The sequence below is a fragment of the Actinoplanes derwentensis genome, from assembly GCF_900104725.1.
GTDB classification, from domain to species: Bacteria; Actinomycetota; Actinomycetes; order Mycobacteriales; family Micromonosporaceae; genus Actinoplanes; species Actinoplanes derwentensis.
Map to the genome: position 1 here is coordinate 8,626,622 of NZ_LT629758.1, position 24,597 is coordinate 8,651,218.

Annotated in this window: 27 protein-coding genes; 15 read left to right on the forward strand and 12 right to left on the reverse strand. The window is 69.3% G+C overall.

The window, feature by feature from the left end; genetic code table 11:
- Window positions 1–24: 24 nt before the first annotated feature.
- Window positions 25–240, forward strand: a complete 216-nt coding sequence (locus tag BLU81_RS38540; RefSeq protein ID WP_092552934.1) for a hypothetical protein — start codon at window positions 25–27, stop codon at window positions 238–240.
- Between the two features lie 7 nt (window positions 241–247).
- Here the strand turns inward: BLU81_RS38540 and BLU81_RS38545 are convergent, their stop codons facing one another.
- On the reverse strand, window positions 248–610 hold the full coding sequence (locus tag BLU81_RS38545; protein ID WP_092552937.1) for a MerR family transcriptional regulator: 363 nt from the start codon (window positions 608–610) through the stop codon (window positions 248–250).
- A 90-nt stretch (window positions 611–700) separates the two neighbouring features.
- On the opposite strand from BLU81_RS38545, the gene BLU81_RS38550 reads away from it, so the two are divergent.
- On the forward strand, window positions 701–1,570 hold the full coding sequence (locus BLU81_RS38550; protein WP_092552940.1) for a patatin-like phospholipase family protein: 870 nt from the start codon (window positions 701–703) through the stop codon (window positions 1,568–1,570).
- The gene (locus BLU81_RS38555; protein WP_092552943.1) at window positions 1,570–2,625 is read left to right on the forward strand and encodes a 1-acyl-sn-glycerol-3-phosphate acyltransferase; all 1,056 of its coding nucleotides are present in this window, start codon (window positions 1,570–1,572) and stop codon (window positions 2,623–2,625) included. The genes BLU81_RS38550 and BLU81_RS38555 overlap by 1 nt, the downstream gene beginning before the upstream one ends.
- Here BLU81_RS38555 and BLU81_RS38560 read toward each other — a convergent pair.
- Window positions 2,604–3,398 carry a hypothetical protein gene (locus tag BLU81_RS38560; protein ID WP_092552946.1) on the reverse strand — a complete coding sequence of 265 codons (795 nt, stop codon included), beginning with the start codon at window positions 3,396–3,398 and terminating at the stop codon, window positions 2,604–2,606. The two genes, BLU81_RS38555 and BLU81_RS38560, sit on opposite strands and share 22 nt — an antisense overlap.
- A gap of 154 nt (window positions 3,399–3,552) precedes the next feature.
- Here BLU81_RS38560 and BLU81_RS38565 point away from each other — a divergent pair, with 154 nt between their 5' ends.
- Window positions 3,553–4,701, forward strand: a complete 1,149-nt coding sequence (locus BLU81_RS38565; protein ID WP_092552949.1) for an FHA domain-containing protein — start codon at window positions 3,553–3,555, stop codon at window positions 4,699–4,701.
- Here BLU81_RS38565 and rocD read toward each other — a convergent pair.
- The 4 genes from rocD to BLU81_RS38585 form a co-directional block, all read right to left on the reverse strand.
- Window positions 4,698–5,912 (reverse strand): ornithine--oxo-acid transaminase, encoded by a 1,215-nt coding sequence (gene rocD, locus BLU81_RS38570; RefSeq protein WP_092552952.1) that lies wholly within the window; start codon window positions 5,910–5,912, stop codon window positions 4,698–4,700. The genes BLU81_RS38565 and rocD overlap by 4 nt on opposite strands.
- Window positions 5,909–6,706 (reverse strand): dimethylargininase, encoded by a 798-nt coding sequence (gene ddaH / locus BLU81_RS38575; protein WP_092552955.1) that lies wholly within the window; start codon window positions 6,704–6,706, stop codon window positions 5,909–5,911. The genes rocD and ddaH overlap by 4 nt, the downstream gene beginning before the upstream one ends.
- A 257-nt stretch (window positions 6,707–6,963) precedes the next feature.
- Complete coding sequence (locus tag BLU81_RS38580; RefSeq protein ID WP_157751978.1) at window positions 6,964–7,548, reverse strand: hypothetical protein; 585 nt, start codon at window positions 7,546–7,548, stop codon at window positions 6,964–6,966.
- 125 nt (window positions 7,549–7,673) lie between these two features.
- Complete coding sequence (locus BLU81_RS38585; protein ID WP_092552961.1) at window positions 7,674–8,279, reverse strand: ATP-dependent Clp protease proteolytic subunit; 606 nt, start codon at window positions 8,277–8,279, stop codon at window positions 7,674–7,676.
- Between the two features lie 92 nt (window positions 8,280–8,371).
- On the opposite strand from BLU81_RS38585, the gene BLU81_RS38590 reads away from it, so the two are divergent.
- Window positions 8,372–9,214 (forward strand): Fpg/Nei family DNA glycosylase, encoded by an 843-nt coding sequence (locus BLU81_RS38590; RefSeq protein WP_092552964.1) that lies wholly within the window; start codon window positions 8,372–8,374, stop codon window positions 9,212–9,214.
- Here BLU81_RS38590 and BLU81_RS51095 read toward each other — a convergent pair.
- Both BLU81_RS51095 and BLU81_RS38600 read right to left on the reverse strand, forming a co-directional pair.
- Window positions 9,186–10,493 (reverse strand): polysaccharide deacetylase family protein, encoded by a 1,308-nt coding sequence (locus BLU81_RS51095; RefSeq protein ID WP_231953718.1) that lies wholly within the window; start codon window positions 10,491–10,493, stop codon window positions 9,186–9,188. The two genes, BLU81_RS38590 and BLU81_RS51095, sit on opposite strands and share 29 nt — an antisense overlap.
- Window positions 10,494–10,739: 246 nt before the next feature.
- On the reverse strand, window positions 10,740–11,906 hold the full coding sequence (locus BLU81_RS38600) for a carboxylate-amine ligase (RefSeq protein WP_092552967.1): 1,167 nt from the start codon (window positions 11,904–11,906) through the stop codon (window positions 10,740–10,742).
- 125 nt (window positions 11,907–12,031) lie between these two features.
- Here BLU81_RS38600 and BLU81_RS38605 point away from each other — a divergent pair, with 125 nt between their 5' ends.
- Both BLU81_RS38605 and BLU81_RS38610 read left to right on the forward strand, forming a co-directional pair.
- Entirely contained in the window at window positions 12,032–13,372 is a 1,341-nt protein-coding gene (locus BLU81_RS38605; protein ID WP_092552970.1) for a carbohydrate-binding protein, read from the forward strand.
- Between the two features lie 55 nt (window positions 13,373–13,427).
- A complete protein-coding gene (locus tag BLU81_RS38610; RefSeq protein ID WP_197686022.1) occupies window positions 13,428–14,429 on the forward strand; it encodes a chitinase in 1,002 nt (333 codons plus the stop codon).
- On the opposite strand, the gene BLU81_RS38615 is transcribed toward BLU81_RS38610, so the two are convergent.
- Window positions 14,430–15,071 carry a DedA family protein gene (locus BLU81_RS38615; protein WP_092552973.1) on the reverse strand — a complete coding sequence of 214 codons (642 nt, stop codon included), beginning with the start codon at window positions 15,069–15,071 and terminating at the stop codon, window positions 14,430–14,432. It abuts the gene before it with no gap.
- A gap of 96 nt (window positions 15,072–15,167) precedes the next feature.
- Between BLU81_RS38615 and BLU81_RS38620 the strand changes: the two genes are divergently transcribed.
- The 6 genes from BLU81_RS38620 to BLU81_RS38645 are packed head-to-tail and all read left to right on the forward strand — an operon-like array spanning window position 15,168 to window position 20,908.
- Window positions 15,168–15,515, forward strand: coding sequence for a PadR family transcriptional regulator (locus BLU81_RS38620; protein ID WP_172890705.1), 348 nt, complete (start codon window positions 15,168–15,170; stop codon window positions 15,513–15,515).
- A complete protein-coding gene (locus BLU81_RS38625; RefSeq protein WP_092552979.1) occupies window positions 15,512–16,531 on the forward strand; it encodes a hypothetical protein in 1,020 nt (339 codons plus the stop codon). The genes BLU81_RS38620 and BLU81_RS38625 overlap by 4 nt, the downstream gene beginning before the upstream one ends.
- Window positions 16,524–18,170, forward strand: coding sequence for an alpha-amylase family protein (locus tag BLU81_RS38630; RefSeq protein ID WP_092552982.1), 1,647 nt, complete (start codon window positions 16,524–16,526; stop codon window positions 18,168–18,170). The genes BLU81_RS38625 and BLU81_RS38630 overlap by 8 nt, the downstream gene beginning before the upstream one ends.
- A gap of 52 nt (window positions 18,171–18,222) precedes the next feature.
- Window positions 18,223–18,984 (forward strand): 3-oxoacyl-ACP reductase FabG, encoded by a 762-nt coding sequence (gene fabG, locus BLU81_RS38635; RefSeq protein WP_092552985.1) that lies wholly within the window; start codon window positions 18,223–18,225, stop codon window positions 18,982–18,984.
- A gap of 47 nt (window positions 18,985–19,031) precedes the next feature.
- Window positions 19,032–19,430, forward strand: coding sequence for a hypothetical protein (locus BLU81_RS38640; protein ID WP_092552988.1), 399 nt, complete (start codon window positions 19,032–19,034; stop codon window positions 19,428–19,430).
- Window positions 19,431–19,444: 14 nt separating this feature from the next.
- Entirely contained in the window at window positions 19,445–20,908 is a 1,464-nt protein-coding gene (locus BLU81_RS38645; protein ID WP_092552991.1) for a glutathionylspermidine synthase family protein, read from the forward strand.
- Between the two features lie 17 nt (window positions 20,909–20,925).
- On the opposite strand, the gene BLU81_RS38650 is transcribed toward BLU81_RS38645, so the two are convergent.
- The gene (locus tag BLU81_RS38650; RefSeq protein ID WP_197686023.1) at window positions 20,926–21,363 is read right to left on the reverse strand and encodes a hypothetical protein; all 438 of its coding nucleotides are present in this window, start codon (window positions 21,361–21,363) and stop codon (window positions 20,926–20,928) included.
- On the reverse strand, window positions 21,356–21,721 hold the full coding sequence (locus BLU81_RS38655; protein WP_092552994.1) for a hypothetical protein: 366 nt from the start codon (window positions 21,719–21,721) through the stop codon (window positions 21,356–21,358). Before BLU81_RS38655 ends, BLU81_RS38650 begins: the two co-directional genes overlap by 8 nt.
- A gap of 77 nt (window positions 21,722–21,798) precedes the next feature.
- Here BLU81_RS38655 and BLU81_RS38660 point away from each other — a divergent pair, with 77 nt between their 5' ends.
- A complete protein-coding gene (locus BLU81_RS38660) occupies window positions 21,799–22,680 on the forward strand; it encodes a Gfo/Idh/MocA family protein (RefSeq protein ID WP_092558258.1) in 882 nt (293 codons plus the stop codon).
- A 389-nt stretch (window positions 22,681–23,069) separates the two neighbouring features.
- Entirely contained in the window at window positions 23,070–23,396 is a 327-nt protein-coding gene (locus tag BLU81_RS38665; protein WP_092552997.1) for a hypothetical protein, read from the forward strand.
- Between the two features lie 7 nt (window positions 23,397–23,403).
- Here the strand turns inward: BLU81_RS38665 and BLU81_RS38670 are convergent, their stop codons facing one another.
- Window positions 23,404–24,399 (reverse strand): helix-turn-helix transcriptional regulator, encoded by a 996-nt coding sequence (locus tag BLU81_RS38670; protein WP_092553000.1) that lies wholly within the window; start codon window positions 24,397–24,399, stop codon window positions 23,404–23,406.
- Window positions 24,400–24,597: the final 198 nt, after the last annotated feature.

Here is a 24,597-nt window from a genome sequence, read left to right on the forward strand (position 1 = left end):
CCGAGATGTGAGGAGTGGCCGCCCATGTTGTGCTGGTTCTGTGTCGAGGGCGCGCGAGCGACGTGCCGGTTCTGTGGCCGGGGCGTGTGTGCCGAGCACGCGCGCTTCGGGCCCTACCTGCTGGAGGTGACCCGGTCGCGAGTGCGCGACCGGGCCGAGGCCCTGGTGGTGGAGGACGCGGTGCAGTGCGGCACGTGCCATCCCCGCCCACAGCCGATCGTGATGCCCGAGCTGGACTGAGTCAGGATCAGGGCGTCATCTGGCATCTGATCTCCTGCAACTGGTCGCGCAGCCGGTCCCGGACCTCGGTGAGCTGATCGAGGTAACCGTCCACCTCGGCCAGCTTGCGGCGCAGCACGGCGGCCGAATCGGGGCAGACGTGGCCGGAGCTGTTGCCGGCCCGCAGGCACTCGACGAAGGGCCGGATGTCGCCGACACCGAAGCCGTCGGCGAGCAGGGCGCGGATCTCGTGCACCACGCGCAGTTCGCCGTCGTCGTACTGCCGGTAGCCGTTGGCGTCCCGGCGCGGGCGGATCAGTCCGTGCTCCTCGTAGTAGCGCAGCGTCCGCGGGCTGGTGCCGGCCCGCTCGGCCAGCTCTCCGATCAGCATGAGGCCATCCCTCCGATCAGCATGAACACCACGGTAGGCCCTCACACCGGCGTCAAGGCAAGGGCGTGCGCGGGGTGGCAGGATGGTCGGATGATCGACGGTCCGGTGGCGTTCGTACTCGGTGGCGGGGGTGTCCTCGGCGCGGTCGAGGTGGGGATGTTGCGGGCCCTGTTCCGGGCCGGCTTCCGGCCGGACTATGTGGTCGGCACCTCGATCGGCGCGGTCAACGGGGCCCTGGTCGCCTCCGATCCGTCCGAGGGGGTCACCGAGCGGCTGGTCCGGCTCTGGACGTCACCGGAAGCGGCGGCGGTCTACGGCGATTCGCTGGGCCGGCAGATGCGCCGGTTCGCGGCCCGCACCCACCTGCACTCGCCCCGCCCGCTGCGCCGCCTGCTGGAGGCCGAGCTGGGGGAGTCGGCCACCTTCGCCGATCTGAAAGTGCCGTTCCACTGCTGTGCGGCGAGCATCGAGCGGGCGGCCGAGCACTGGTTCGACAGCGGGCCGCTGGTCGAGGCGGTGCTGGCGTCGTCGGCGGTGCCCGGGTTGCTGCCGCCGATGGAGATCGGTGGCGAGCACTATGTGGACGGTGGCATCGTGAACTCGATCCCGATCGGTGAGGCGGTCCGGCTCGGGGCGAAAATGATCTTCGTGTTGCAGGTTGGCCGGGTGGAGCGTCAGCTCAGCGTGCCGAAACGGCCGTGGGAGGTGGCGCAGGTGGCGTTCGAGATCGCCCGCCGGCACCGGTTCGCGCGGGAGATGGCGGCGCTGCCGGACGATGTGCGGGTGCATGTGCTGCCCAGCGGTGGTGGGGAGCCGGAGAACCGGGACGACTCGCCGTGGGCGTACCGGGACATGGCTTCGGTCGGGCGCCGGATCAGCCGCGCCTACACCGCCTCCCGGCGATACCTGACCGCGAACGTGCATCCGCTCCCGTCGTTGCCGTCGCCGCCGGAGTCGTGATGGGACTTCCCCCGGTCTGGGTACGCCGTCTGGTCCTCGCCCCCACGGTGATCCTGTTGGCCGCGACGCTGGTGACCACGTTGCCGGTCTGGCTGCTGCTGGCGCTCGCGGTCTCCCCGCTGGTGCCCGGCCGGCTGCGGGTGCCACGGCTGGTGTTCCTGCTCGTCGTCTATCTGGTGTGGGACGCGGTGGCGCTGGTGGCGCTGGCCGTCCTGTGGGTGGCGTCGGGTTTCGGCTGGCGGATCCGGTCGCCCTGGTTCCAGCGGGCTCACTACGTACTCACCGGGTTCTTCTTGAAGACCTTGTTCTGGTTCGCCCGCTGGTCGCTGCACCTGGAGATCGAGGTGGTCGGCACCGACCCGGACACCGCCCAGCCGGGCCGCCCGGAGATCGTGGTGAGCCGGCACGCCGGGCCGGGTGACTCGGTCATGCTGATCCACGGCCTGGTCAACTGGTTCGCCCGGGAGCCGCGGATCGTGTTGAAAGCCGCGCTGCAGTGGGATCCGGCGGTGGACGTGCTGCTCAACCGTCTGCCGAACCGGTTCATCTCGCCGGGCCGGACCCGGACGGCGACCCTGGAGGAGCAGATCGGCGAACTGGCCACCGGCCTGGACGAGAACGACGCCTTCGTGATCTTCCCGGAGGGCGGCAACTTCACCCCGCGCCGCAAGGTCAACGCCATCGCCCGGCTGCGGGCCCGAGGGCTGCACGACATGGCCGGGCGGGCCGAGCGGATGCGCAATCTGCTGCCGCCGAAACCGGGCGGGCTGCTGGCCGCCATCGAGGCCGCCCCGGACGCCGGGGTCATCTTCGTGGCTCACACCGGGCTGGACCGGATGGTGACCGTCGCCGACGTCTGGCGCGAGCTGCCGATGGACAAGAAGCTGGTGATGCGGTTCTGGAGTGTGCCTCCGGAGGAGGTGCCGGCCGGCGAGCAGGAACGGATCGACTGGCTCTACGACTGGTGGGCCCGGATCGACGCCTGGATCGACGAGAACCGGCCGGCACCGCGACCGCTGTGGACGCCCCGGACTCAGGCGCCGCCGAGGGCCTGATAGACCTCCGCCGGGGCCTCGACCACCTGCGCGGCCGGCGGCTGCGCGGCGGTCACCGGGTCGCCGTAACCGGTGTAGAGAGCCTCGATCGGCACGATCGGCTTACCCTGCACCGCGGGCGGCTGGATGGTCAGCACCGAGAGGCGGCCCTGCTCGTCGAGACCGGCGGTGAACGGTACGTGCTGCGCTTCCGGCCCGTACCCGTCGATGGTCACCTTGTCGATCCCGGCCACCCCGGCGGCCTTGGTGAGGTCGAGGGTGCCGGCGTAGGAGCGTGAGCCGGTGGACCGCACGTCGGTGGTGGAACCGAGCAGGTCAGCCGTGTTCACCGGGTCGATCTGGCCGGGGCGCAGGCCCACGTTCGCACCCTCGGGGAGACGGGTGATGTCCAGGTGGGTCCAGGTGTTCTCCTTGGTCACGCCGGGGATCTGCGCGTAGAGGTCCTGACCCAGGAGCAGGGACTTGACAGTGAGCTGGGTGTTGGTGCCGGTGGCGGTCAGTTCCGCGCTGCCCTTGCTGCTCGGCGCGTCGATCGCCGCGACCAGGTTGAACCCGGTGCCGGCCGTCACGGTAGCGCGGAAGCTGGTGGTGCCGAGGGCCGCGGTGGCCTGGGCGAGAGCCGTGGTCGCCGCGGGGTCGGCCACCGAGGACGCCGAAGGTGCGGCGGTCGCGGGCGCGGAGGGGGTGGTGGGGGTCGTCGTCGACGTCCCACTCGGGTTGCTGCAGCCCGCCAGTGCGATGGCGGCGGCTACGGCCAGTACAGGTGCCCGCATGATCGTCCTTCCTGAAGATGCCGGTCGATCTGCCGTCTGTGCCCGATCGGTCGTGTCAGCAAACGGACATCGGTCGGCCCCGGTTTCAAAAACGATCATGGGCGGGGCATGATGGGTGGAAGGACCAGCACGAGCACGCACAGGGGGAGGTCTCGTGAGATTCGAGGTCAGCAAGGTCCTCGACGCCATCGAGACCCGGCTCACCACTGACCCGGCACTCGCCCGGGCCGTGGTCGATCTGGCCGAGGTCGTGCGTTATGCCGATCTCGACGGAGGCCGGCCGGCCAGCCTGGTCCGCCTCGGGCTCCTGGTCGACGCGCTTGGGCGCTACATGTCCGAGGAGAACGTCCCGGTTTTCGCCGTGGTGCCCCGGGCCCTGCTCTCCGACACCGATCTGACCTCCAATGAGCGCATGGTGGTGCGCCGCTGGGCCGATGACGGCAAGGTCGAGGTCGTCCCGTCGGTCGAGGACCGCCCGCTGGAGGTGGCCGAGATGCTCGGCCTGCCAGTCCTGACTCGGGACCGCGAGGACCACTTCCGTGGCAACCGCCCCTGGGTGACCGAGCCCGGCCGGCTGCTCGCGCTGGTGTCCGGCCAGGGCGGCCCGGCGCTGGTGGCCCGGGTCGGCCGCGGTGAGGTGGCGCCGCCGGTGTCGCGTTCCCCGCTCGGGGACCGGCTGCTCGCCCGGGTGTGGCGCTGCCCGTCGACCAGCTGCAACGCCTACGGCGACGGTGGCGACGCGGACAGCCCGTTCGCCGACATGCGCACCTACACCAGCCCGGTCTCGCAGCCGCCGCCGGCGCTGCGGTCCGGTGTGCCGACCTGCCCCCGGCACGGTGACCGGCTCCGTGACGTCGGGCCCCGCCCGGCGACCGAGGTCTTCTCGGTCCGCGTCGACGGCGTCATCCGGCAGCGGTTCGTGGTCTCCGAGGACCGTGCGGTGGTGATCGGCCGGGCACCGGAGGGTGGCTCCGGGGTGATGCTGGGCCAGTGGCTCACCGACGAAGCCCGCAAGTGGATCAGCCGCGGGCACGTCCAGCTGTCGCTGCGCAACGGCGAGATCACCGTCACCGACATCAGCATGAACGGTTCGGGCGTCCGGCCGAACGGCTCGATGGACGACGACATGCGGATCACGCTGCGCCGGGACGAGAGCCGCCCGGTCAACATCGACGACATCGTCGAGCTGTACGCCAACGTGCTGGTGGGCCGTTCGCGGCTCTGGTCCAGCGGCGGCCTGGTGCAGCCCGAGTCGGTGATGGGCGAAGCGCCGACGATGGCGTTCCGCCCAGTCGGCCGCTAGACCTTCACCACATCGGCCAGGTGCGCGAGCGCCTGGTCGATCTCCTCCTCGGTGACCACCAGCGGCGGCGCCAGCCGGATCGTCGAACCGTGGGTGTCCTTGGCCAGCACACCCCGCTCGGCGAGCCGCTCACACGCCTGCCGCCCGGTCATCAGCGCCGGATCGATGTCGACCCCGGCCCACAGCCCGCGCCCGCGGACCGCCACCACACCGTGCCCGATCAGTTCCGTCAGCCCGGCGTGCAAACGGGCGCCGAGCCGTTCCGAGCGCTCCTGGAACTCTCCACCGGCCAGCAGCGTGACCACCTCGGCCCCGACCGCGCAGGCCAGCGGGTTGCCGCCGAACGTGGAGCCGTGTTCACCGGGCTTGAGCACGCCGAGCACGTCCCGGTCGGCGGCGACCGCCGACACCGGCACGATCCCGCCGCCCAGGGCTTTGCCGAGCACGTACATGTCCGGGACCACACCCTCGTGCTCGATCGCGAAGGTCTTCCCGGTCCGGCCCAGCCCCGACTGGATCTCGTCGGCGATCAGCAGCACGTTGTCGGCGGTGCACAGTTCCCGCAGCCCGGCGAAGAACCCGGCCGGCGGCACCAGCACCCCGGCCTCGCCCTGGATCGGCTCCATCAGCACGGCGACCGTGTTGGGGGTGATCGCGGCGCGCACCGCGTCCAGATCGCCGTAGGGGACCACCACGAACCCCGGGGTGTACGGCCCGAAGTCGGCACGCGCGTCCGGGTCGGTGGAGAAACTGACGATCGTGGTGGTACGCCCGTGGAAGTTGTCCGCCGCCACGATGATCTCGGCCTGCCCGTCCGGGACACCCTTGACCCGGTAACCCCACTTGCGGGCCACCTTGATCGCGGTCTCGACGGCTTCGGCGCCGGTGTTCATCGGCAGCACCAGGTCCTTGCCGCACAGCCGCGCCAGGCCGCCGCAGAACTCGGCGAACCGGTCGTGCACGAAGGCCCGGCTGGTCAGGGTGACCTTGTCGAGCTGGGCGTGGGCGGCCGCGATCAGCCCCGGGTGCCGGTGCCCGAAGTTGAGCGCCGAATAGCCGGCCAGGAAGTCCAGGTAGCGCCGGCCGTCGACGTCGGTGACCCAGGAACCCTCGGCTTCGGCGACGACCACCGGCAGCGGGTGATAGTTGTGGGCGGTCCAGAGCTCGGCGTCCGCGAGGGCGTCGGGCGTACGGAATTCAACAGTCGTCATGAACGGACCTCCAGCGTGCAGCACTTGGGACCGCCGCCGGCTTTGCGCAGCTCGGAAAGGTCGACCCCGATGGTCTTGTAGCCGGCCCGGTTCAGATCCGCGGCCAGTCGGACGGCCTGCGACGGCAGGACCACGGTCTCGCCGTCGCTGACCGCGTTGAGGCCCAGCACGGCCGCGTCCTCCGGCGTTGCGATGATCGCATTCGGGAAGAGCTGCCGGAGCACGGACTGCGAACCCGGCGAGAAGGCCTGCGGCAGGTACGCGATGTTCTGCTCGTCCAGCACGCAGAGCGCGGTGTCGAGGTGGTAGTAGGCCGGATCGACCAGTTGCAGGGTGATCACCGGCCGCTGGAGGAACTCCTGGGTCTCGGCGTGTGACGCGTGCGCGGTCCGGAACCCGGTGCCGGCCAGCAGCACGTCACCGGCGAGCAGGATGTCGCCCTCGCCCTCGTTGGTCTGCTTGGGCTCACGCACCTCGAAGCCGTGCTCCCGGAACCAGCCGGCGTACGCCGGGGCCTCGTCGGCCCGCTCAGCGTCCCGGAACTGCACGCCCAGCACCCGCCCGTCGACCACGGTGCCACCGTTGGCGGCGAAGACCATGTCGGGCAGGCCCGGCAGCGGCTCGATCAGGTCGACCGTGTGGCCGAGCCCGAGGAAGATCTCTCGCAGGTTGTCCCACTGGCGAACGGCGAGTGCGTTGTCGTACGGCGCCGTCGGGTCCATCCACGGATTGATCCGGTACGTGACGGCGAAGTGGGTGGGCCGGCACATCAGGTAGCGGCGCGTGATGCTCATGAAGAAGAACGGTAGGCGGCCGGAGGTTCCAGCGGCCCTGGATCAATCTTGCGTGAGCCGGTCGATCGTTGCGTGATCATCAGCGGGCGCGGTGATTCATTGCAAAGGCCCCGGCGGGGAGGTGAACCACCACCCATGCCGGGGCCTTGGCGACTCCAGCGAACCGCCAGAGAGTGCCGGGGCGAGACGATCTGAGCCGTCCCGGTTCCGAGAGAGGCACCGGTTCTCACCGGCGCCGTTGATCTAGTGGGTACCCGTCAGATCCGGTTCTGAAACTGTGTGTCAAGCCACGTCCGGAACTCCGGAACCGTCTGGACGTCGGTGCCCAGCCACCAGAGCTGCCCGGCCAGCGCGAGCACACCGACCACCAGAGCGGCGATCGACACCAGGACACCGATCAGCGCGCTGCTCTTGCCCGCGACATGCCGCTTGCGGGTGCCGAAGACACCGGCCAGCGACAGCACCAGGGCGAGACCGGACACCCCGACGCCGTAGCCCAGCAGCGGGCCGGAGAGCACCAGCAGGGCTCCGGCGACCGCGAGGATCAGGCCGAGGGTGGCGGCGAAACTGGTGCGGGCCTTAGGGGCGGGCGCCGCGGGCACGGCGACCGGCTCCGCGATGGCCCGGGCCCGTTCGGCCTCGGTCGGAGCGGAAGTGGTACGGACCGGAGCGTTGGTGGGGCCGGCCGGAGCCGTTGTGGGGCGGACCGGAGCCGTCGTGGGACGGACCGGGGGAAGCGTCGAGGTGGTGGATGCGCTGTCGTCCCGGCGGGCAGTCACCGGCGTGCGCTCGGTGACCGCTTCATCGGCCGTGGACTGGCGAGGGAACGTAGGGATCCTCACGTCAGTACCTCCTAGGCGGTGTGACGTGTCTCCTTACCCCGACCGGCTACAAACGACACCAACGGCACGGGCGGGCCACCCGCAAGGGTGCACCCGCCCGGAGACGTGGTCGGAACAGACGTGGGTCAGACCAGCGGAGACGACGAGGGGACGTCGGCAGCCTTGGCGATCACGTGGTCGACCAGGCCATACTCCTTGGCCTGGATCGCGGTGAACCAGCGGTCGCGGTCGGAGTCGCGGTTGATCTCCTCTGGGGTGTGCCCGGAGTGGAAGGCGATCCGCTCGTTCATCACCTGCTTGATGTGCAGCATGCTCTCGGCCTGGATGGCGATGTCGGCTGCGGTGCCGCCGATGCCGCCGGAGAGCTGGTGCATCATCACCCGGGCGTGCGGCAGCGCGTAACGCTTGCCGGGGGTGCCGGCGCAGAGCAGGAACTGCCCCATCGAGGCCGCCATGCCCATCGCGATGGTGGCCACGTCGTTCTTGATGTACTGCATCGTGTCGTAGACGGCCATGCCGGCGCTGATCGAGCCGCCGGGCGAGTTGATGTAGAGCGCGATGTCGCGCTCGGAGTCCTCGGAGGCGAGCAGGAGCATCTGCGCACAGATGCGGTTGGTCACCTCGTCGTTGACCTCGCTGCCGAGGAAGATGATCCGTTCCCGGAGGAGCCTTTCGAACACCTGGTCGTCGAAGGTCGCACCGCCACCGCGCATAGTCGTCTCAATGCTCATGGACCCACTTTCTCGCAGTGTCCGACGGGATCCCAGCGATTCGCCTGAAGGGCGAATCAGCTCACGGCATAATGCCCGGCTACCTTTGTGCCGTGCCGGAGGGACATACCATTCACCGCCTCGCCGCCCGCCATCGTGAGCTCTTCGCGGGGCAGCCGGTGCGAGCGAGCAGCCCACAGGGACGTTTCGCGTCGGGTGCCGCGTCGATCGACGGGCGTGTGCTGCGCGACACCGAGGCGTTCGGGAAACATCTGTTCCACCACTACGAGGGCGATCGGATCCTGCACGTCCATCTGGGCCTGTACGGCAAGTTCGCCGACGGACAGTTGCCGGCCCCGGCGCCGGTGGGTCAGCTGCGCATGGTGCTGACCGGTTCTGATCACTGGCTGGAGCTGCGCGGCCCGACCGCGTGCGAGGTGCTCGACCCGGCCGCGGCGGACCTTCTGCGAGCCCGGCTCGGTGCCGACCCGCTGCGCGACGACGCCGAGCCCGCCACCGCGTACGCCCGGATCAGGTCCAGCACCAAACCGCTCTTCGCCCTGCTCCTGGACCAGTCGGTGGTCGCCGGATGCGGTCTGATCTACGCCAACGAGGTGCTCTTCCGGGCCGGTCTGGCCCCGGAGACGCCCGGCATCGCGATCGACCCGGCCCGCTGGACCGCGATCTGGGACGACCTGCGGGCGCTGATGAAGGAAGGCGTGCTGCACGGCCGGATCGACACCGTGCACACCCGGCACACCCCGGAGGCGATGCGGCGGGCGCCCCGGGTCGACCGGCACGGCGGTGAGGTGTACGTCTACCGCCGTCCCGGTCAGCCCTGTCTGGTCTGCGGAACCTCGATCACGATGGGTGCGATGGCCGGCCGGAACCTGTACCGGTGCCCGTCCTGCCAGCCGTCGCAGCCCGTCACGTGGTCGCGGAAGCGCTCGGGGTAGCCGACGGGGTGCCCGCTTCCTGCGGGGCCTCCGACGGGGCCGGGCTCGGGGTGGAGGCCGACGGGTCCGGTGCCGGCTCCTGACCGGGGACACCGATCTCGAAGTTGTCCACCAGCCACGGGAGCAGTTCCGCGTACGCCTTGGTGGTGTCCGGCTGGTTGAAGTCGTGCGACAGCACGATCGCGCCGTCCCGGGTCTCCTTCTTGACCTGCTTGACGATCCGGCTGATGTGCTGCTCGGAGGTCTCGCCCTCGGGGTGCTCCCAGTCGCGCGGGTCGACCTCCCAGTAGAGCGAGGTCATGCCGTCGCCGTAGGCGGTCTGCACGAGCCGGTCGGTGAAGTTGCCGCCGGGGGCCCGGAAGTACGGGATCTCGGCGTTCGGCACGGCGGCTCGGATCGCCGCGTTCGTCCGATCCAGATCAGCGCGGATCTGGTTCGGCTTCTTCTTGCCGATCTTCAGGTCGTGGCTCCACGTGTGGTTGCAGAGAACGTGCCCGGCGTCGGCGATCTGCCGGACCAGGTCCGGGTGCCGACGGGCCTGGGTGCCGACCAGGCAGAAGACCGCCTTGACGTCGTTCTGTGCCAGCAGCGCCAGCACCTTCGGCGTCTCGTTGGGGTCCGGCCCGTCGTCGAAGCTCAGCATCACCGTCTTGGAGCCGGTGGTGCGCAGCGAGTTGAACGGCCCGTCGCCGACCGGGACGATGGCCTGTTGCGCCTTCTCCTCGGTCTTCGCGACGCTGGGTGTGGCGGTCGGTGCCGTGGGGCCGGCCGGAGCCTTCCCGGTCGCCGCGGGCAGGGCCTCCACCGGGTCCGGCTCGGGGGCCTGCTGCTGTTGTGGCTTCTTCTTCTCGGTCCGGCTGATCACGCCGACCGCCTCGGCGGCGGCGGTCATCACGCTGGTGCTCTCCCCGCCCTGCGGGATCGGCACGGCGGTGAGCAGCAGCCCGGCCGCGACCAACCCGGCGAGCGCCAGCTGCGGGCGGCGGCGGGCCACCTGCAGCCAGCTCGTCCGTGAGGTCTCCGCAGGTGCGCGGTGGGCGCCTTGCGAGGTCTGGGCGCGGACCGTCAGGGTCCCGAAGCGCTCCACGGTGTGCCGTCCGGCACTGCCGCGGGGCCGGGGCGGGGTGGGACGGGAGGTTCCATAGGAGCCGTCCGAGCCGGCCCGGTGCCGCGGCATCGGGACTGTGGCGCCGGAGGCGTCCGTGAAAGCGGTGCGAAGGCCGGTGAGCCGGGCGACGATGGGCTGCGTGGCGGTTTCTCCGGCCGTTTTGTCCGGCACTCGATGCCGTCCACGGGCCACGATGTCGTCGCGAGACGTCGGCGCTGATGAAAGCGGGGCGTTCGGCGGCATTCGTCATGAGTACACGTGTTGCACGATCAAGCGCGATACCAAATAGGTAACCTCGTCGATACCTTGAGTGATATTCACAGCTCATCTCATGTGGCTACGCTGTGCAACATTCGTCAGGACGACGCCGATTCGTCCTCTCCGCGCTCCGGTTCAGCTAAAACCCTGTGCTTATGATCACGAGGGGTTATCTCCGCTGCGAGTGGCGTGGGCCAGCCAGTCGACCACCTCACTGACGGATCCACCCTTGGCGAGCAGCGCCCGCTGGCGGGCCGCACCGGTGCCGTGCTCCCGCAGTCGTCCCCATAGGGCGGTGACCGTCTCCAGGTCGCCGTGCCGCTCCAGTTCCGGGCGGACATAGTCGACGAGCTGGCGCAGCAGGCGCCCGGTCGGGCGGGGCTGCCGGGTGGCCATGTCGATGTTCAGGCCCTCCAGGCCGTCGTGCGCGGCCCGCCAGTGCGCCGCCACCAGGAGCGGATGGGCCACGTCCGGGGCCGGGGTACCGGCGCGGACCTCACGCACCAGGGTCGCGACCAGGGCCCGGGCCAGGCCGGCCAGCAGCACCGCGTCGTCGGCGGTGGGCATCACGTCGCCCATCCGGATCTCGACGGTCGGATAGCTGGCGGAGAGGCGGGCGTACCAATAGAGCATTCCCTCGTCGAGCATCGCGCCGCTCGCCTCCAGGTCGGCGACCAGCGTCAAGTAGTGCTCGTGGGACCGCAGGTAGGGCGCCGGGCCGACGGTGGGCCAGCGCTCCCACATCATCGAACGCCAGCTGGAGTACCCGGTGTCGCGACCGCCGAACAGCGGCGAGTTGGCGGTGGCCGCCTGCAGGATCGGCAGCCACGGGCGCAGGTGGTTGAGCACCTGCACGCCGGTCTCCGGGTCGGGGATGCTGACGTGCACGTGGGTGCCGCACATGCCCGGACCGGGGGAGAGATCGCCGAAGCGCTCGCGCATCAGGTGATAGCGATCGTTGTCGACGATCCGGGCGTTGGGGCCGGCGGCGGGCCCGGTGCCGACCGCGACGAGCCGGGCTCCGGCCCGTTCGGCGGCGGCGCCCACTTCGGCGCGCAGCCCCCGCAGTGAGGCGGCGAGCGCGCCCAGGTCGAGTTGCGGCGGGCTGGCCACCTCGATCTGGCTGCGGTAGAACTCGTGCTGCACCACGGCCCGCAGTTCGGCGGGCAGTTGGGCGAAGACCTCGTCGACCACCTCGGCCGCCCGCGGTTCCACCGCGTCGACGAGGAGGTACTCCTCCTCGACGCCGAGAGTGTGCAGGTCGTCTTGTTCGGCCTGGGCGGCGAGCTCCGGAGAGATCTCGTTGCTCTCGGTGGCGGTCTCCATGAGCAGCGGGATACCCGGTGGGATCTCTCCGAAAACGATCGAGATTCTTCCATATTGACAAGCTTTGGAAACGAGCGCGAAACTTCTGAGAGCGCTCTCACAATCCCCGGAAAGGCGCATTCCCCATGCGTATCCCCCGAAGAATCCTGGCCGTGGCGAGCGCGTTGCTCGTCGCCGGCGCATCCGCCACGTTCGCCGCCCGGGCCGAGGCCGCCGTGCCGCCCGCGCCCACCGGCATGACCCTGACCTTCAGCGACGACTTCACCGGCACGGCCGGCACCGGGCTCAACCGCTCCAACTGGCTCTACTCGACCGGCACCGGATATCCCGGCGGTGCCGCCAACTGGGGCACCGGCGAGATCGAGACGATGACCGACTCGACCGCGAACGTCTACCAGGACGGCGGCGGCAACCTGGTGATCAAGCCGATCCGGGACGCGGCCGGCAACTGGACCTCCGGCCGGGTGGAGACCCAGCGCACCGACTTCGCCGCCCCGGCCGGCGGCAAGATGCGTATCGAGAGCCGGATCCAGCAGCCCAACGTGACCGGGGCGGCCGCCGCCGGGTATTGGCCGGCGTTCTGGGCGCTCGGTGACGCGGCCCGCCCGGTCGGCGCCACCAACTGGCCCAGCATCGGCGAGCTGGACATCCTGGAGAACGTCAACGGCCGGTCCAGCGTCTTCGCCGCCCTGCACTGCGGCACCAACCCGGGCGGCCCGTGCAACGAGACCACCGGCCTGACCAGCGGCGAACGGGCCTGCAGCGGCTGCCTCGGCAGCTTCCACACCTATGCGATCGAGTACGACCGGAGCGTCTCGCCCGAGCAACTGCGGTGGTACCTGGACGGCGTCAACTACTTCACCCTCAGCTCCACCGCGGTCGACGCCACCACCTGGAACAACGCCACCCACCACGGGTTCTTCGTGATCCTCAACGTGGCGATGGGCGGTGGGTTCCCGGCGGCGTTCGGCGGCGGCCCGACCGCGGCCACCCAGTCCGGTGTGCCGATGCTCGTCGACTACGTGGCGGTCTACCAGTCCGCCACGGGCACCGGCACCACGCGCAGCGCTTACGACCGGATCGAGGCCGAGTCGTACAACAGCTCGGCCGGGATCCAGGTGGAGACCTGCTCCGAAGGTGGTCAGAACGTCTCGTACGTGGCGAACGGCGACTGGCTTCAGTTCAACGACGTCGACTTCGGCACCGGTGGGGTCAAGGATTTCGTGGGCCGGGTGGCGTCGGGTGCCACGACCGGGATCAGTGGCCTGGTCGAGGTGCGCCTGGACAGCCGGAGCAACGCACCGATCGGGGCGTTCGCGCTGGCCGGTACCGGCGGCTGGCAGACCTGGCAGTCGATTCCGGCCAACGTCACCGCGGTGACCGGCAAGCACACCGTGTATCTCACCTTCACCAGCGGCCAGTCCGCCGACTTCGTGAATGTGAACTGGATCCAGTTCCGCAGGTAGCGGTATCGCGGGCCCGGGCTCACTGCGTCGAGTTCTCTGACGAGAGGAGCCCTCCGTGAAGCTGAGCTGGAAGCTCGCGATCGCGGCGGTCGCACTGACCGCCGCGATCATCCCGGTCGCGATCTCCGAGGCCGGGACGACCGACGCCGCCACGACCGGTGCCGCTACCGTGAGTGAGAGCACGAGCATGCCCGCCGCGCCCTACCTCTATCCGGGCTGGGGTGACGCGCCCGACCCCGCCGAGGTGGTCGCGGCGACCGGTGTCCAGGCGTTCACCCTGGCCTTCGTCGTCGCCGGGGACGGCTGCGAACCGGTGTGGACCGGCGAGACCGGACTGACCGGCGGGGTGCACGACGAGGCCATCCAGGCGATCGAGGCGGCCGGTGCCGAGGTGATCCCGTCGATCGGCGGCTGGAGCGGTGACAAGCTGGGGCCGGCCTGCTCGACGGCGCAGGAGCTGGCCGGGGCGTACCAGAAGGTGATCGACGCCACCGGCACGACCACCATCGACGTCGACATCGAGAACGCCGACGAGTTCCAGGACCACGACGTGCAGGACCGCATCCTGGAAGCGCTCAAGCTCGTCAAGGAGGACAACCCAGGCCTGCGGACGATCCTCACCTTCAGCACGTCGACGACCGGCCCGAACGCCGACGGTCAGCGACTGATCGCCCGGGCCGCCGAACTGGACGCCGACATCGACGTCTTCACCCAGATGCCGTTCAACTTCGCCGAGGGCACCGACATCCTGACCGCCACCGAGGCGGCCACCGAAGGCCTCAAAGAGCTGCTGATGTCGACGTTCGGCTGGACCGAGGCCGAGGCGTACGCCCATGTCGGCATCTCGGCGATGAACGGCCTCTCCGACCGCGGCGAGGTGACCACCCTGGACACCTTCACCCAGATCCGCGAGTACGCCACCGAGCACGGCCTGGCCCGGCTCTCGGTGTGGTCGGTCAACCGGGACCGCGGCTGCACCACCGAGGAGGCGACCTCGGATTGCTCCGGCATCACCCAGGATGACTGGGCGTTCACCACGGAGGCCGCGAAGTTCTGATCAAGGCGTGCGGGCGGCGGCGCGCTGCCGCCGCTTGCGCACCTTCTTCACCACCCACGACCCGATGGCGATCGCGAAGAACGCCCAGATCGCGTAGTCGAACCAGTGCGCGTACCGCTCGGCGTCCTGCCAGCGGGACCCGAGGGCGTAACCGGCACCGATGAACAGCGCGTTCCACACCCCGCTGCCGATCGCGGTGAACAGCATGAACTGCCCCATCGGCATGTGGTTGGCGCCGGCCGGGATGGAGACCAGACTGCGTACCACCGGTGCGCACCGGCCGAAGAGCACCGCGGCCCGTTCGTGCTTCTCGAACCAGCGGTCCGCCTTGTTCAGGTCCTCCGGGTCGACCAGCGGGATCCGGTCCAGCCAGTGTTTGAGCCGCTCCTCGCCGAGACCCCGGCCGAGCCAGTAGAGCGCCACCGCACCGGCCAGCGCGCCGATCGTCGCGGTGCACCAGACCAGAACCAGGTTGACCCGGCCCTCGCTGGCCAGGTAACCGGCCATCGACAGGACGATCTCACTGGGAATCGGCGGGATCAGGTTCTCCAGCGCCACCAGCAGGCCGACACCGACCTCACCCATCGATTCGATCACCGAAGCGACCCAGCCGGTGAGTCCGCCGAGATTGCCGTCGGCCATGTGTGTGCCCTCCTCGATTCCGTCCGCTTCGTTTACCCGCCGTTCATTCAGCGAATCGCTTCCCGTATATACCCTTCATCGGTATATTCCTTCAGCATGAGCCATGCCCCGATGCGGGAGCCGACATTCCTCGTGCTCACCGCCCTGGCCGAGGAACCCCGGCACGGTTACGCCGTGATCGAGGACGTGGCCGCCATGACCGGCGGGCGGGTGCGACTGCGGGCCGGCACCCTCTACGCGGCCCTCGATCGGCTACGGGCCGAGGGCCTGATCGAGGTCGACCGGGAGGAGATCGTGCAGTCCCGGCTGCGGCGCTACTACCGGCTCACGGGGGCCGGCGAGCAGAGCCTGGCCACCGAGACCGCCCGCCTGCGCAGTCAGGCGACCATCGCCGAGGGCCGGCTCCGGGCCCGCCGCCCCGAGTTGGGAGGTGCCCCCGCATGACCGATCTGGAGGCGCGTTACCGCAGTTTGCTGCGGATCTATCCGGCCGGGCACCGGGCCGCCTACGAGGAGGAGATGGTCGGCGTCCTGATGGCCGGCGCCGAGCCGGACCGCCGCTTCCCTTCCCCGGCCGATGCGATGGACCTGGTCCGCGCGGGCCTCACGGTTCGTCTGGGCAGTGCTTTCCACACCCAGCGCGGTACGGGGTGGCGAAGCGCCGCCGCGGTGGTCGGTCTGTTCGCCGCCCTGGTGCTGGCCGGGGTGGGAGTCAGCCGGCTGTCGATCGGCCTGGCGGAGTGGTCCTACGGCGATCCGAAGCGGCTGCACGGCATCGGCGGACTTCTCCTGCTCGACCCGGTGGCACGGACTCTGGTCTGGACCCTGGTCGCCGGTGCCGCCGTGCTGGGCCTGCGCCGGGCGACGGTCCGGCTGGCCGCTGCCGGAGTGCTGGTGCAGGCCGGGGCGATCTGCCTGTGGGCGGGGCCGGGGCCGTGGCAGGCCCTGCGGATGGCCTGGGGGCTCGCCCTCGCGCTGGTCGCCCTGGCCCTGTTCGCGGTCGCTGCCTCCGGTCGGCCGGTCCGTGCCGTGCTGGGTGGCCGGGGTCTGGTCCTGGTCGCTGCGGGGGTGGGTTTCGCGGCACTGATGGAGGCGCTCGGATGGAATCGGGCCTGGTTCCGATTCTGGTACTCCGAGGCCGGGCCCAGCCCGCTCTTCCCGATCGTGCACTACTGGGTGCCGGGCCTGTTCCTGGTCCTCGCCGTGGCCGGGATCATCGGGGCACGGAGGCGGATCGCGGTGCTGTCCGCCGTGGTCGTCGCGATTCCGGTCGCCTTCCAGGAACTGGAGCAGGTCGCGCACTGGTCGCTCTACTTCGACCTGACCCCGGCGATCGTCATGACCGGAGTCGTGGTGCTGGTGCTGACCCCGATCACGGTCTTCGGCGCCGGTGTCGCAGTGCTGTGGGCCGGAGCGAGTTTGGCCGCCCGGAGGCACGGTCATGTAAGGGCGCATGAGTGACCGCTGGTATTCCAAGGCCGTCGTCTATTGCCTCGACATCGACACGTTCGCCGATTCCGACGGTGACGGCTGCGGTGACATCCGCGGTCTGATCGGCCGGCTCGACTACCTCTCCCGGCTCGGGATCAACTGCCTGTGGCTGAACCCGATCCACCCGTCGCCGGGCAAGGACGACGGCTACGACGTCTCCGACTTCTACAACGTGGACCCCCGGTTCGGCACCCTCGGTGACTTCGCCGAACTGCTGCACCAGGCCGCCAACCGGGGCATCAAGGTGATCATCGATCTGGTGGTCAACCACACGTCGGATCAGCACCCGTGGTTCCAGTCCGCCCGATCGTCACCGGATTCCCCGTACCGCGACTGGTTCGTCTGGAGCGAGACCGAACCGGCGGACCGTAACCAGGGCATGGTCTTTCCCGGCGAACAGGACGAGACCTGGAGTTACGACCGGACCGCGAAACTCTGGTACTACCACCGGTTCTACAAGTTCCAGCCGGACCTGAACATCAACAATCCCGAGGTGCGCGAGGAGATCAAGAAGATCTGCGCGTTCTGGCTGCAACTCGGGGTGGCCGGGTTCCGGATGGACGCGGTGCCGTTCATCATCGAGCAGACCGAGCCGGGCAACCCGTCGTCGCCGATGGACTTCGACTTCCTCAGCGAGCTGCGCCAGCACGTGCAGTGGCGCAAGGGCGACGCGGTCCTGCTGGCCGAGGCGAACGTCGAACCCGACTCGCTGCCCCGCTTCTTCGGCGACGAGGGCGGCTCCGGCAACCGGATCCACATGCTGTTCGACTTCATGCTCAACGCCAAGCTGGTGCTCGCGCTGGCCCGGGAGGACGCCGAGTCGGTCATCGACGCGCTGCGCGACACCCCGAAGCTGCCGGACGGCGGCCAGTGGGCCACCTTCCTGCGTAACCACGACGAGATCGACCTGTCCCGTCTGACCGCCGAGCAGCGCAAGGACGTCGTCGGGAAATTCGGACCGGAAGATCACATGCAGTTGTACGGCCGGGGCATCCGCCGTCGTCTGGCCCCGATGCTCGGCAACGACCGCCGGCACCTGGAGCTGGCCTACGCGCTCCAGTTCAGCCTGCGTGGCACTCCGGTGCTGCGGTACGGCGAGGAGATCGGGATGGGGGAGGACCTGTCCCAGGACGGGCGCTACGCCATCCGTACCCCGATGCAGTGGAACAACCTGCCGAACGGCGGCTTCTCCACCGCCGACCCGAAGGACGTGATCCGCCCGGTGATCTCGGGTGGCGACTTCGGCTACGAGACGCTCAACGCGACTCTCCAACGGCACGATCCGAAGTCGCTGTGGTCGTGGTTCGAGCGGATGATCCGTACCCTCCGGGAAGCTCCGGAGGTCGGCAGCGGCAGCTGCACCCACGTCGATGTCCCCGCGCCGCGTGGCATCCTGGTGCACCGCGCAGACGCCGAGACCGGAACCATGCTCTTCGTGCACAATCTGGGCACCGAGGCCGGCGAGGTGGATCTCAGTAGCCTGGCCGGTGAGGCCGACTTCCCGAACGACGTGCTGGCCGACCAGGAGTACCCGGAACTGGGCGAATTCGACAAGGTTCGGGTCGAGGGACACGGCTATCGCTGGATCCGGATGCGCAGAACCGCCTGACGACGATTAGCATCGGCCTCCAGACAGCCTGATCACTGCTGGAGGCCCGCTAATGTCGCAGTCCGCACCTCGTGTCGCTGTCGTCACCGGAGCCGCACGCGGCATCGGCGCGGCGATCGCCCGTAAACTCGCTTCCGACGGCCTGGCGATCGCGGTCGTCGACCTGGACGAGAAGTCCGGTGCCGAGACGGTCGACGCGATCGTGGCGGCGGGTGGCCGGGCGATCGCGATCGGCGCCGACGTGGCCGACTCCGGTCAGGTGGCGGCGGCCATCGAGCGGACCGTGTCCGAGCTGGGCCCGCCGGCGGTGCTGGTCAACAACGCCGGGGTGCTGCGCGACAACCTGCTCTTCAAGATGTCCGAGGACGACTGGGACACGGTCATGTCCGTGCACCTGCGCGGTGCCTTCCTGTTCAGCAAGGCTGTGCAGAAACACATGGTCGACGCGGGTTACGGGCGGATCGTCAGCCTCTCCAGCACCTCCGCCCTCGGTAACCGCGGCCAGGCCAACTACGCCGCCGCGAAGGCCGGTCTGCAGGGCTTCACCAAGACGCTCGCGATCGAGCTGGGCAAGTTCGGCATCACCGCGAACGCGGTCGCGCCAGGCTTCATCGTGACCGATATGACGAGGGCGACGGCGGCCCGGATCGGCGTAGACTTCGCCGACTTCGAGAAGGCGACCGTGAGCCAGATTCCCGTCGGGCGAGCGGGCCGTCCCGAAGACGTGGCGAACACGGTGTCCTTCCTGGCCAGTGAAGGTGCCGGGTTTGTCACCGGGCAGGTGGTTTATGTCGCCGGTGGCCCACAGGACTGACCGGTCAAGGTTGCTGGCAACTTGCTGAGAAGAGTTACAAAGAAATCATGAACCGACGCATGAGTTCCCGAACCATTTCGCTGACCAGCACCTTCCTCCTGCTGGCCGCGGGTGGTACGGCGGCGTGCGACAACGACGAGTACACGGACGAGGGTTTCTACTGCGCCGACTCCAACGGCGTGATCGTCGACGAGGACTACTGCGACGATGACAACGGTGGTGGCGGGGGCGGCGGCTTCTTCATCTGGCACTCCTCGGGTTACCGGTCGGGTTATCCGGTCGGGTCGAAGCTGCCGGCCGGTGGCAGTAAGTTCGCCTACAACGACTCCGCTTCCCGGTCCAAGTTCGGTTTGCCCTCCAGTGGCAGGATCAGCAACGGCACGGTCAAGACCAGCGTCGTCGGCAAAGGCGGCAGCGGCTACAGCGGCAGCAAGTCCGGTTCGTAAGGGGTTTCAACGGGATGCGGCGGATTCCTCACGGGCCGGTTCGCGACGGGTGGCGGCTGACCAACTACAGCCTCGGCCTGACGTACAACGACGATGTCCTGCCGGACGGGACCACGTACTCGTACTGGCATGAAGGTCCGTACTACGACTTCACCGCGGCCGAGATCGAAGAGCTGGAAGCAGCCACGACGACGCTGTACACGATGTGCATGGAAGCCGGCGACTGGATGGTCCAACAGTGCCCGCGCCGCACCGTGGAAGGCCGTAAGCAGGGGTTCTTCGCGTCGGTCTGCAACGCCGAGAGCTGCTTCCTGAGCCGGATCGGCATCCCGGAGTACGCGCACGAGCAGATCATCCGGACCTGGTTCGACGGCGACGCCGAGACGTGGACGCACTACGACAAAGACCCGGACATGCGCCTGCCCATGCAGACCCCGGACTTCTCGCCGACCGTCTACGGGCGCTTCGACCTCTGGTACAACGGGGCCGGCAGTGTGCCCCGGCTGCTGGAGTTCAACGCGCAGACGCCCACCTCACTGATCGAGGCGGCGGTCATCCAGTGGCACTGGATGGATCAGACCGGGGTCACCCAGCACGAGTGGCGGCAGTGGAACTCGATCCACGAACGCCTGGTCGGCTGGGAGGCCACCCCCGGCGAGCCCGGCGACCCGGGTGCCTGGCGGCGCAACATCGACAAACTGCGCGAGTCCCGAACCTGGCTGCCGGAGAAACCCAAGATCTTCTTTGCGTACGAGACGTCCGAGACCTCAGGCGAGGACCGGATGAACGTCGCCTACCTGATGGCCACCGCGGAGGAAGCCGGCTACCCGGTGGAGTTGATCGCGATGAGCCAGATCGGCTGGGACGTCGCCGGCGACCGGGTCCTGTTCGTGCCCGCGCCCGGACAGGAACACAAGTCCGAGCCCATCGACGTGATCTTCATGCTCTACCCGTGGGAATGGTTCTGGCACGAGGAGGGCGGCAAAGCCTTCTTCCGGAACATGGCCGACCCGGAGAAACGCGGAACCGTCTGGATCGAGCCGCCCTACAAAGCGGCACTCCTCGGCAACAAGGCGCTGCTCCCGGTCCTGTGGAAGCTTTTCGGCACCGACCCGGAACGCTCCAAGTACCTGCTGCCCGCCTATTTCGCGGAATCCTCCAAGGCGGCCACCCTCACGTCGTACGCCAAGAAGCCCGTCTGGGGCCGCGAGGGCGGCTCGGTGACCCTGGTCCGCGACGGCGTGACGATCACGTCATCGCCGTCGGAGTACGGCTCCGACGGCCGCTACGTCGTCCAGGAACTGTGCGAACTGCCGGCTTTCGAGGGCTTGGAGGGCACGGTCCACCCGGTGATCGGCGCCTGGCTCATCGACGGCGAACCAGCAGGCATGGGCATCCGCGAGGGCTTGGGAACCGCCGGCCTGGTAACCAACAACGCCTGCAACTTCGTCCCCCACGCCATCGAGAGCAACGGCTGACGTCCCGAACCTCTTGCCTATCGCGCGGCTGGTTTGTGGCGGTAGATCCACCAGAGGCCGATGAAAGGCAGGATCAGCGGCACGTAGCCGTAACCGCTGCCGAAGTTGGACCAGACGGTGGCGTCGGGGAAGTCGACGCTGTCGATGACGGTCAGGGTGCCGATCGCCAGGACGCCCAGCAGCTCGATCGTGCAGCTCACCAGGGCGATCATCCGGCCTCGGGGGCCGCCCCGGGCCAAGCCCACCGTGGCGGCTATGTAGACCAGCCCGGCGAAAGCGGACAGCAGGTAAGCCAGGGGGGCCTCGGTGAAGTGTGTGGTTATCTGCACCAGGGCCCGGGCGCTCGCCGACAGGGCGAAGACGCCGTAGACCAGGAGTAGGACCCGGCCCAGGCCGGAACCCAGGGCGGCGTCCCGGGGTCGGGTCTTGGCCTCGGCGGGGGTTCTGTCAGGCACCGGTCACCGACGCTATCTGCTGCAGGCGCAGCACTAGGACTGGCAGGACTAGGCAGCCGATTCCTAGGATCAGGCTGCCCCAGCGGGTGGGCTCCATCTTCGCCAGGTACACCGAGGTGGGGACGAAGGCGATCGTGGTGATCAGGTAGCCGGCGAACGTGGTCGGGTCCGCGGGGCGGGGATCGGTGAAGAGGCCGATCACGGCCACCACGACGAGGATCACCACCAGGGCGCTCAGGGCGAGGGCGGCGATCAGGTCGGGATCGCTCGGCGCGCGGTCGAGAGCCGCGCGCAGCAGATACCACACCGCCAGGACCAACGCGGCGATGATCGTCGCCGACGACAGGGGACCGTTCACTCGGTCAGGTTACTGAGGCCGGTCCGGCCTGGTAACTTCCGGCCTAGTGATCATCAACGAATAGGGTGGGCGATCCGGTGCGCTTCGGACTTTTCGGTACGGGACCTTGGGCACACCTCGTGCATGCGCCCGCTCTGGCGGCTCATTCCGGGGTGGAGTTCACCGGAGTCTGGGGCCGTGATCCGGCCCGGACGGCCGAGTTGGCGGGGCAGTACGGCGTACCCGCGTACTCCGAGGTCGATGCCCTGATCGCCGATGTGGACGCGGTCGCGGTCGCGCTTCCGCCGGACGTGCAGGCCCCGCTCGCGCTGCGGGCCGCCGCGGCCGGACGGCACCTGCTGCTCGACAAACCGGTCGCCACCCGGGTCGAGGAGGCCCGGGCCCTCGCCGCCGTCGAGGTCGCCTCAGTGGTCTTCTTCACTCGCCGGTTCACTCCGGAGATGGACGCGTTCCTGGCCGAGGCGGTCGCCACCGGCGGCTGGAACGAGGCTCGCGTCGACCACCTCGGCGCGATCTTCACGCCGGACAATCCGTTCGGGGCGTCGCCGTGGCGACGGGAGCGCGGTGGGCTGTGGGACGTCGGCCCGCACGCGCTGGCCCTGGTGCTTCCGGTGCTGGGCCCGGTCGCCGAGGTGACCACCGTAGCCGGTGACCGGGATCTGACGTACCTGCTGCTCAAGCACGCCGGAGGTGCGGTGAGCCGGTTGACCCTCGCGGTGGACGCGCCGCCCGCCGCGGCCCGCGAGGAGGCGGTCTTCTCCGGCGAGGCGGGAGTGCTGGAGGTGCCGAGCGCCGAGTGGGCTCCGGGCGAGGCGATGAGCCGTGCCCTGGACCAGTTGCTGGCCGCGGCCGCCGGTGGCCCCGCGTCCGCTCTCGACGCCCGGTTCGGTGCCGGGGTGACCGAGATCCTGGCCGCCGCCGAGCGATCCATCGCCGACCGGGCCACGATCCGCCTCTGATTCCGCGGCGCCGTTTCACGTTTCGGCGCGACGGCCGAATGGCAGAAACGAGACGATGAAAGCGGTTCGGTGTGTCGGCTAAAACCCCGCGAAATGCGATTAACAGCGGACACCCGATTCGATACGCCTACGCGGGGTAGTCGTGATCGGCAACGCAGACTGGCCGATCTGAGCGCTAACTGGACAGAAGCTGCGCGTTACGGATGGACGCAAAGTAGCGAGCCGAATACATTTTCGGCTTGTCACGCGCGCCGGGCCGGACCGTCCGGGGTGTGGTCGACGCGGGCCCGCGGCGACCGGCCAGGCGTGTGTCGGGGTGAGGGGATGCACTGCATGACCGACCGCACAGCCTTGTACGAGTTTCCGGCCGCGCCCGGGGGAGCCCGCGAGTGACCGGTCTGTGGGATGCCGAGCGGGACGCCTCCGAGGCGGTGCGGGTGCTGGCCGGGCTGGCGGAACTGCTCCGGGAGGACGGGACGGTGGACCGCCGGGTGCTGCTGACGCTGACCGAGAACGGCGGGGCGGCGGTGGAGCGGGTCGTCGCGTACCTCCGGCAGCAGTGCCGGGCGGGAGACGGTGAGATGGCCGACGTGCCACCCCGGTTGTCCGCTTGGCGCGACTGGATGCCCCCGAGGGGTGACCTCTTCGGCACGTCGGGGGTGACTCGCCGCGCGGACGGAGTACCGCAGCCGAGGCGTTCCGACCCGGGCGAGTGACACCCGTTCAGGTGGCGTTCCGTAGCGTCTCAGACGGTGACTCTCCGAAACGATGGCGGTAAGCGGACGCGAACCGGCCGAGGTGCGCGAACCCCCACCGGTGGGCGACGTCCGCGACCGTGATCTGCGCCGGATCGCCGTGGCGCAGCGTTTCGTGAGCTCGGCTGAGCCGGACCTCCTGGAGGTATGCCATCGGCGCGCTGCCGAGGTGCCGGCGGAATCCGGACTGGAGTGACCGGACACTCATCCCGGCGATCGCCGCCAGCTCACCGACCGTGAACGCGTGTTCGGGCTCGTCACTGATCGCCTCCACCACTCGGCGGATCGGCCGGGTGATCACCGCGGCCGGCGGTGCCACCAGCTCCTCGTGATAGCGGTGCGGGACGCTCAACAGAAGCCCGCTGAGTACGCTGCCGCAGAACTGTTCGGCGATCACCGGCTCGCGGATCAGGCTGGTCTCGTGCTCCAGTTCGTCGCGGAGCAGCCGGACGAGCCGGCTCCAACTGTGCGCCGGTCCGGTGGTGAGGTCGAAGGCGGGCGGCAGATCGATCGGCCCGCGCACCGGATGCCCGAGGAGCCCGGCCAGTTCCGCTTCCAGCGCCCAGCTCTCGATGCGTACGCCGAGTTCTGTGGTGTTCGGCTCGTGCCGTAACCGGATCCGGTCGCCGGGCTGGAAGGCGAGCGCGGTCGCCGGCGTCGCGGCCAACTCGTGCCCGTCACGCAGCGCCAGCACGCGTCCCGCAGTCGGCAGCATCACGTGGTAGGCGTCGAGCGCGGGCACGTCCAGCGTCGCCGCGTGACCGGCGAAGGTGAGGTGGCCGACCGTGAGTGGTCCGAGTTGGATGACCTCGATGCCCAGCTCAAGGTCCTTGCCGCCGGCCACCGGGTGGTAAAAACGATTCAGGATGTCACGGGCCCGATCGCCGTCGACACTGTCGAGACAGACGCTGTCGAAGTAGACGGTGCCCGGCGCCGGCAGGGCGCTCGGCAGGGCGTCAACCATGCCGCCCGGAGCTCCAACACATACGGTGAGTATTCGGTTCAGGACGGTGGACAGTCAACGTGGTCGCCGCGCAGTGACCGTTCCAGCACATTCCGGCCATATGAACTACTCTGGCGTTCCGCGCCTACGTGGCGTAACTTGCAGACCAGCGGATTGTTGTAGGAACGCGGGTTCCAGTCGGCGTCCCTCAACGAGCGC

Excerpts from the sequence above, each read along its gene's own strand:
- BLU81_RS38645 (WP_092552991.1), top strand. The coding sequence starts at position 19,445 with ATGCGGCGGATTCCTCACGGGCCGGTTCGCGACGGGTGGCGGCTGACC.
- BLU81_RS38545 (WP_092552937.1), bottom strand. The coding sequence starts at position 610 with ATGCTGATCGGAGAGCTGGCCGAGCGGGCCGGCACCAGCCCGCGGACG.
- BLU81_RS38640 (WP_092552988.1), top strand. The coding sequence starts at position 19,032 with ATGAACCGACGCATGAGTTCCCGAACCATTTCGCTGACCAGCACCTTC.
- BLU81_RS38560 (WP_092552946.1), bottom strand. The coding sequence starts at position 3,398 with ATGCGGGCACCTGTACTGGCCGTAGCCGCCGCCATCGCACTGGCGGGC.
- BLU81_RS38600 (WP_092552967.1), bottom strand. The coding sequence starts at position 11,906 with ATGGAGACCGCCACCGAGAGCAACGAGATCTCTCCGGAGCTCGCCGCC.
- BLU81_RS38555 (WP_092552943.1), top strand. The coding sequence starts at position 1,570 with ATGGGACTTCCCCCGGTCTGGGTACGCCGTCTGGTCCTCGCCCCCACG.
- BLU81_RS38585 (WP_092552961.1), bottom strand. The coding sequence starts at position 8,279 with ATGAGCATTGAGACGACTATGCGCGGTGGCGGTGCGACCTTCGACGAC.
- BLU81_RS38670 (WP_092553000.1), bottom strand. The coding sequence starts at position 24,399 with ATGGTTGACGCCCTGCCGAGCGCCCTGCCGGCGCCGGGCACCGTCTAC.
- ddaH (WP_092552955.1), bottom strand. The coding sequence starts at position 6,706 with ATGAGCATCACGCGCCGCTACCTGATGTGCCGGCCCACCCACTTCGCC.
- BLU81_RS38550 (WP_092552940.1), top strand. The coding sequence starts at position 701 with ATGATCGACGGTCCGGTGGCGTTCGTACTCGGTGGCGGGGGTGTCCTC.
- BLU81_RS38540 (WP_092552934.1), top strand. The coding sequence starts at position 25 with ATGTTGTGCTGGTTCTGTGTCGAGGGCGCGCGAGCGACGTGCCGGTTC.
- rocD (WP_092552952.1), bottom strand. The coding sequence starts at position 5,912 with ATGACGACTGTTGAATTCCGTACGCCCGACGCCCTCGCGGACGCCGAG.
- BLU81_RS38625 (WP_092552979.1), top strand. The coding sequence starts at position 15,512 with ATGACCGATCTGGAGGCGCGTTACCGCAGTTTGCTGCGGATCTATCCG.
- BLU81_RS38605 (WP_092552970.1), top strand. The coding sequence starts at position 12,032 with ATGCGTATCCCCCGAAGAATCCTGGCCGTGGCGAGCGCGTTGCTCGTC.
- BLU81_RS38620 (WP_172890705.1), top strand. The coding sequence starts at position 15,168 with ATGAGCCATGCCCCGATGCGGGAGCCGACATTCCTCGTGCTCACCGCC.
- fabG (WP_092552985.1), top strand. The coding sequence starts at position 18,223 with ATGTCGCAGTCCGCACCTCGTGTCGCTGTCGTCACCGGAGCCGCACGC.
- BLU81_RS38630 (WP_092552982.1), top strand. The coding sequence starts at position 16,524 with ATGAGTGACCGCTGGTATTCCAAGGCCGTCGTCTATTGCCTCGACATC.
- BLU81_RS38615 (WP_092552973.1), bottom strand. The coding sequence starts at position 15,071 with ATGGCCGACGGCAATCTCGGCGGACTCACCGGCTGGGTCGCTTCGGTG.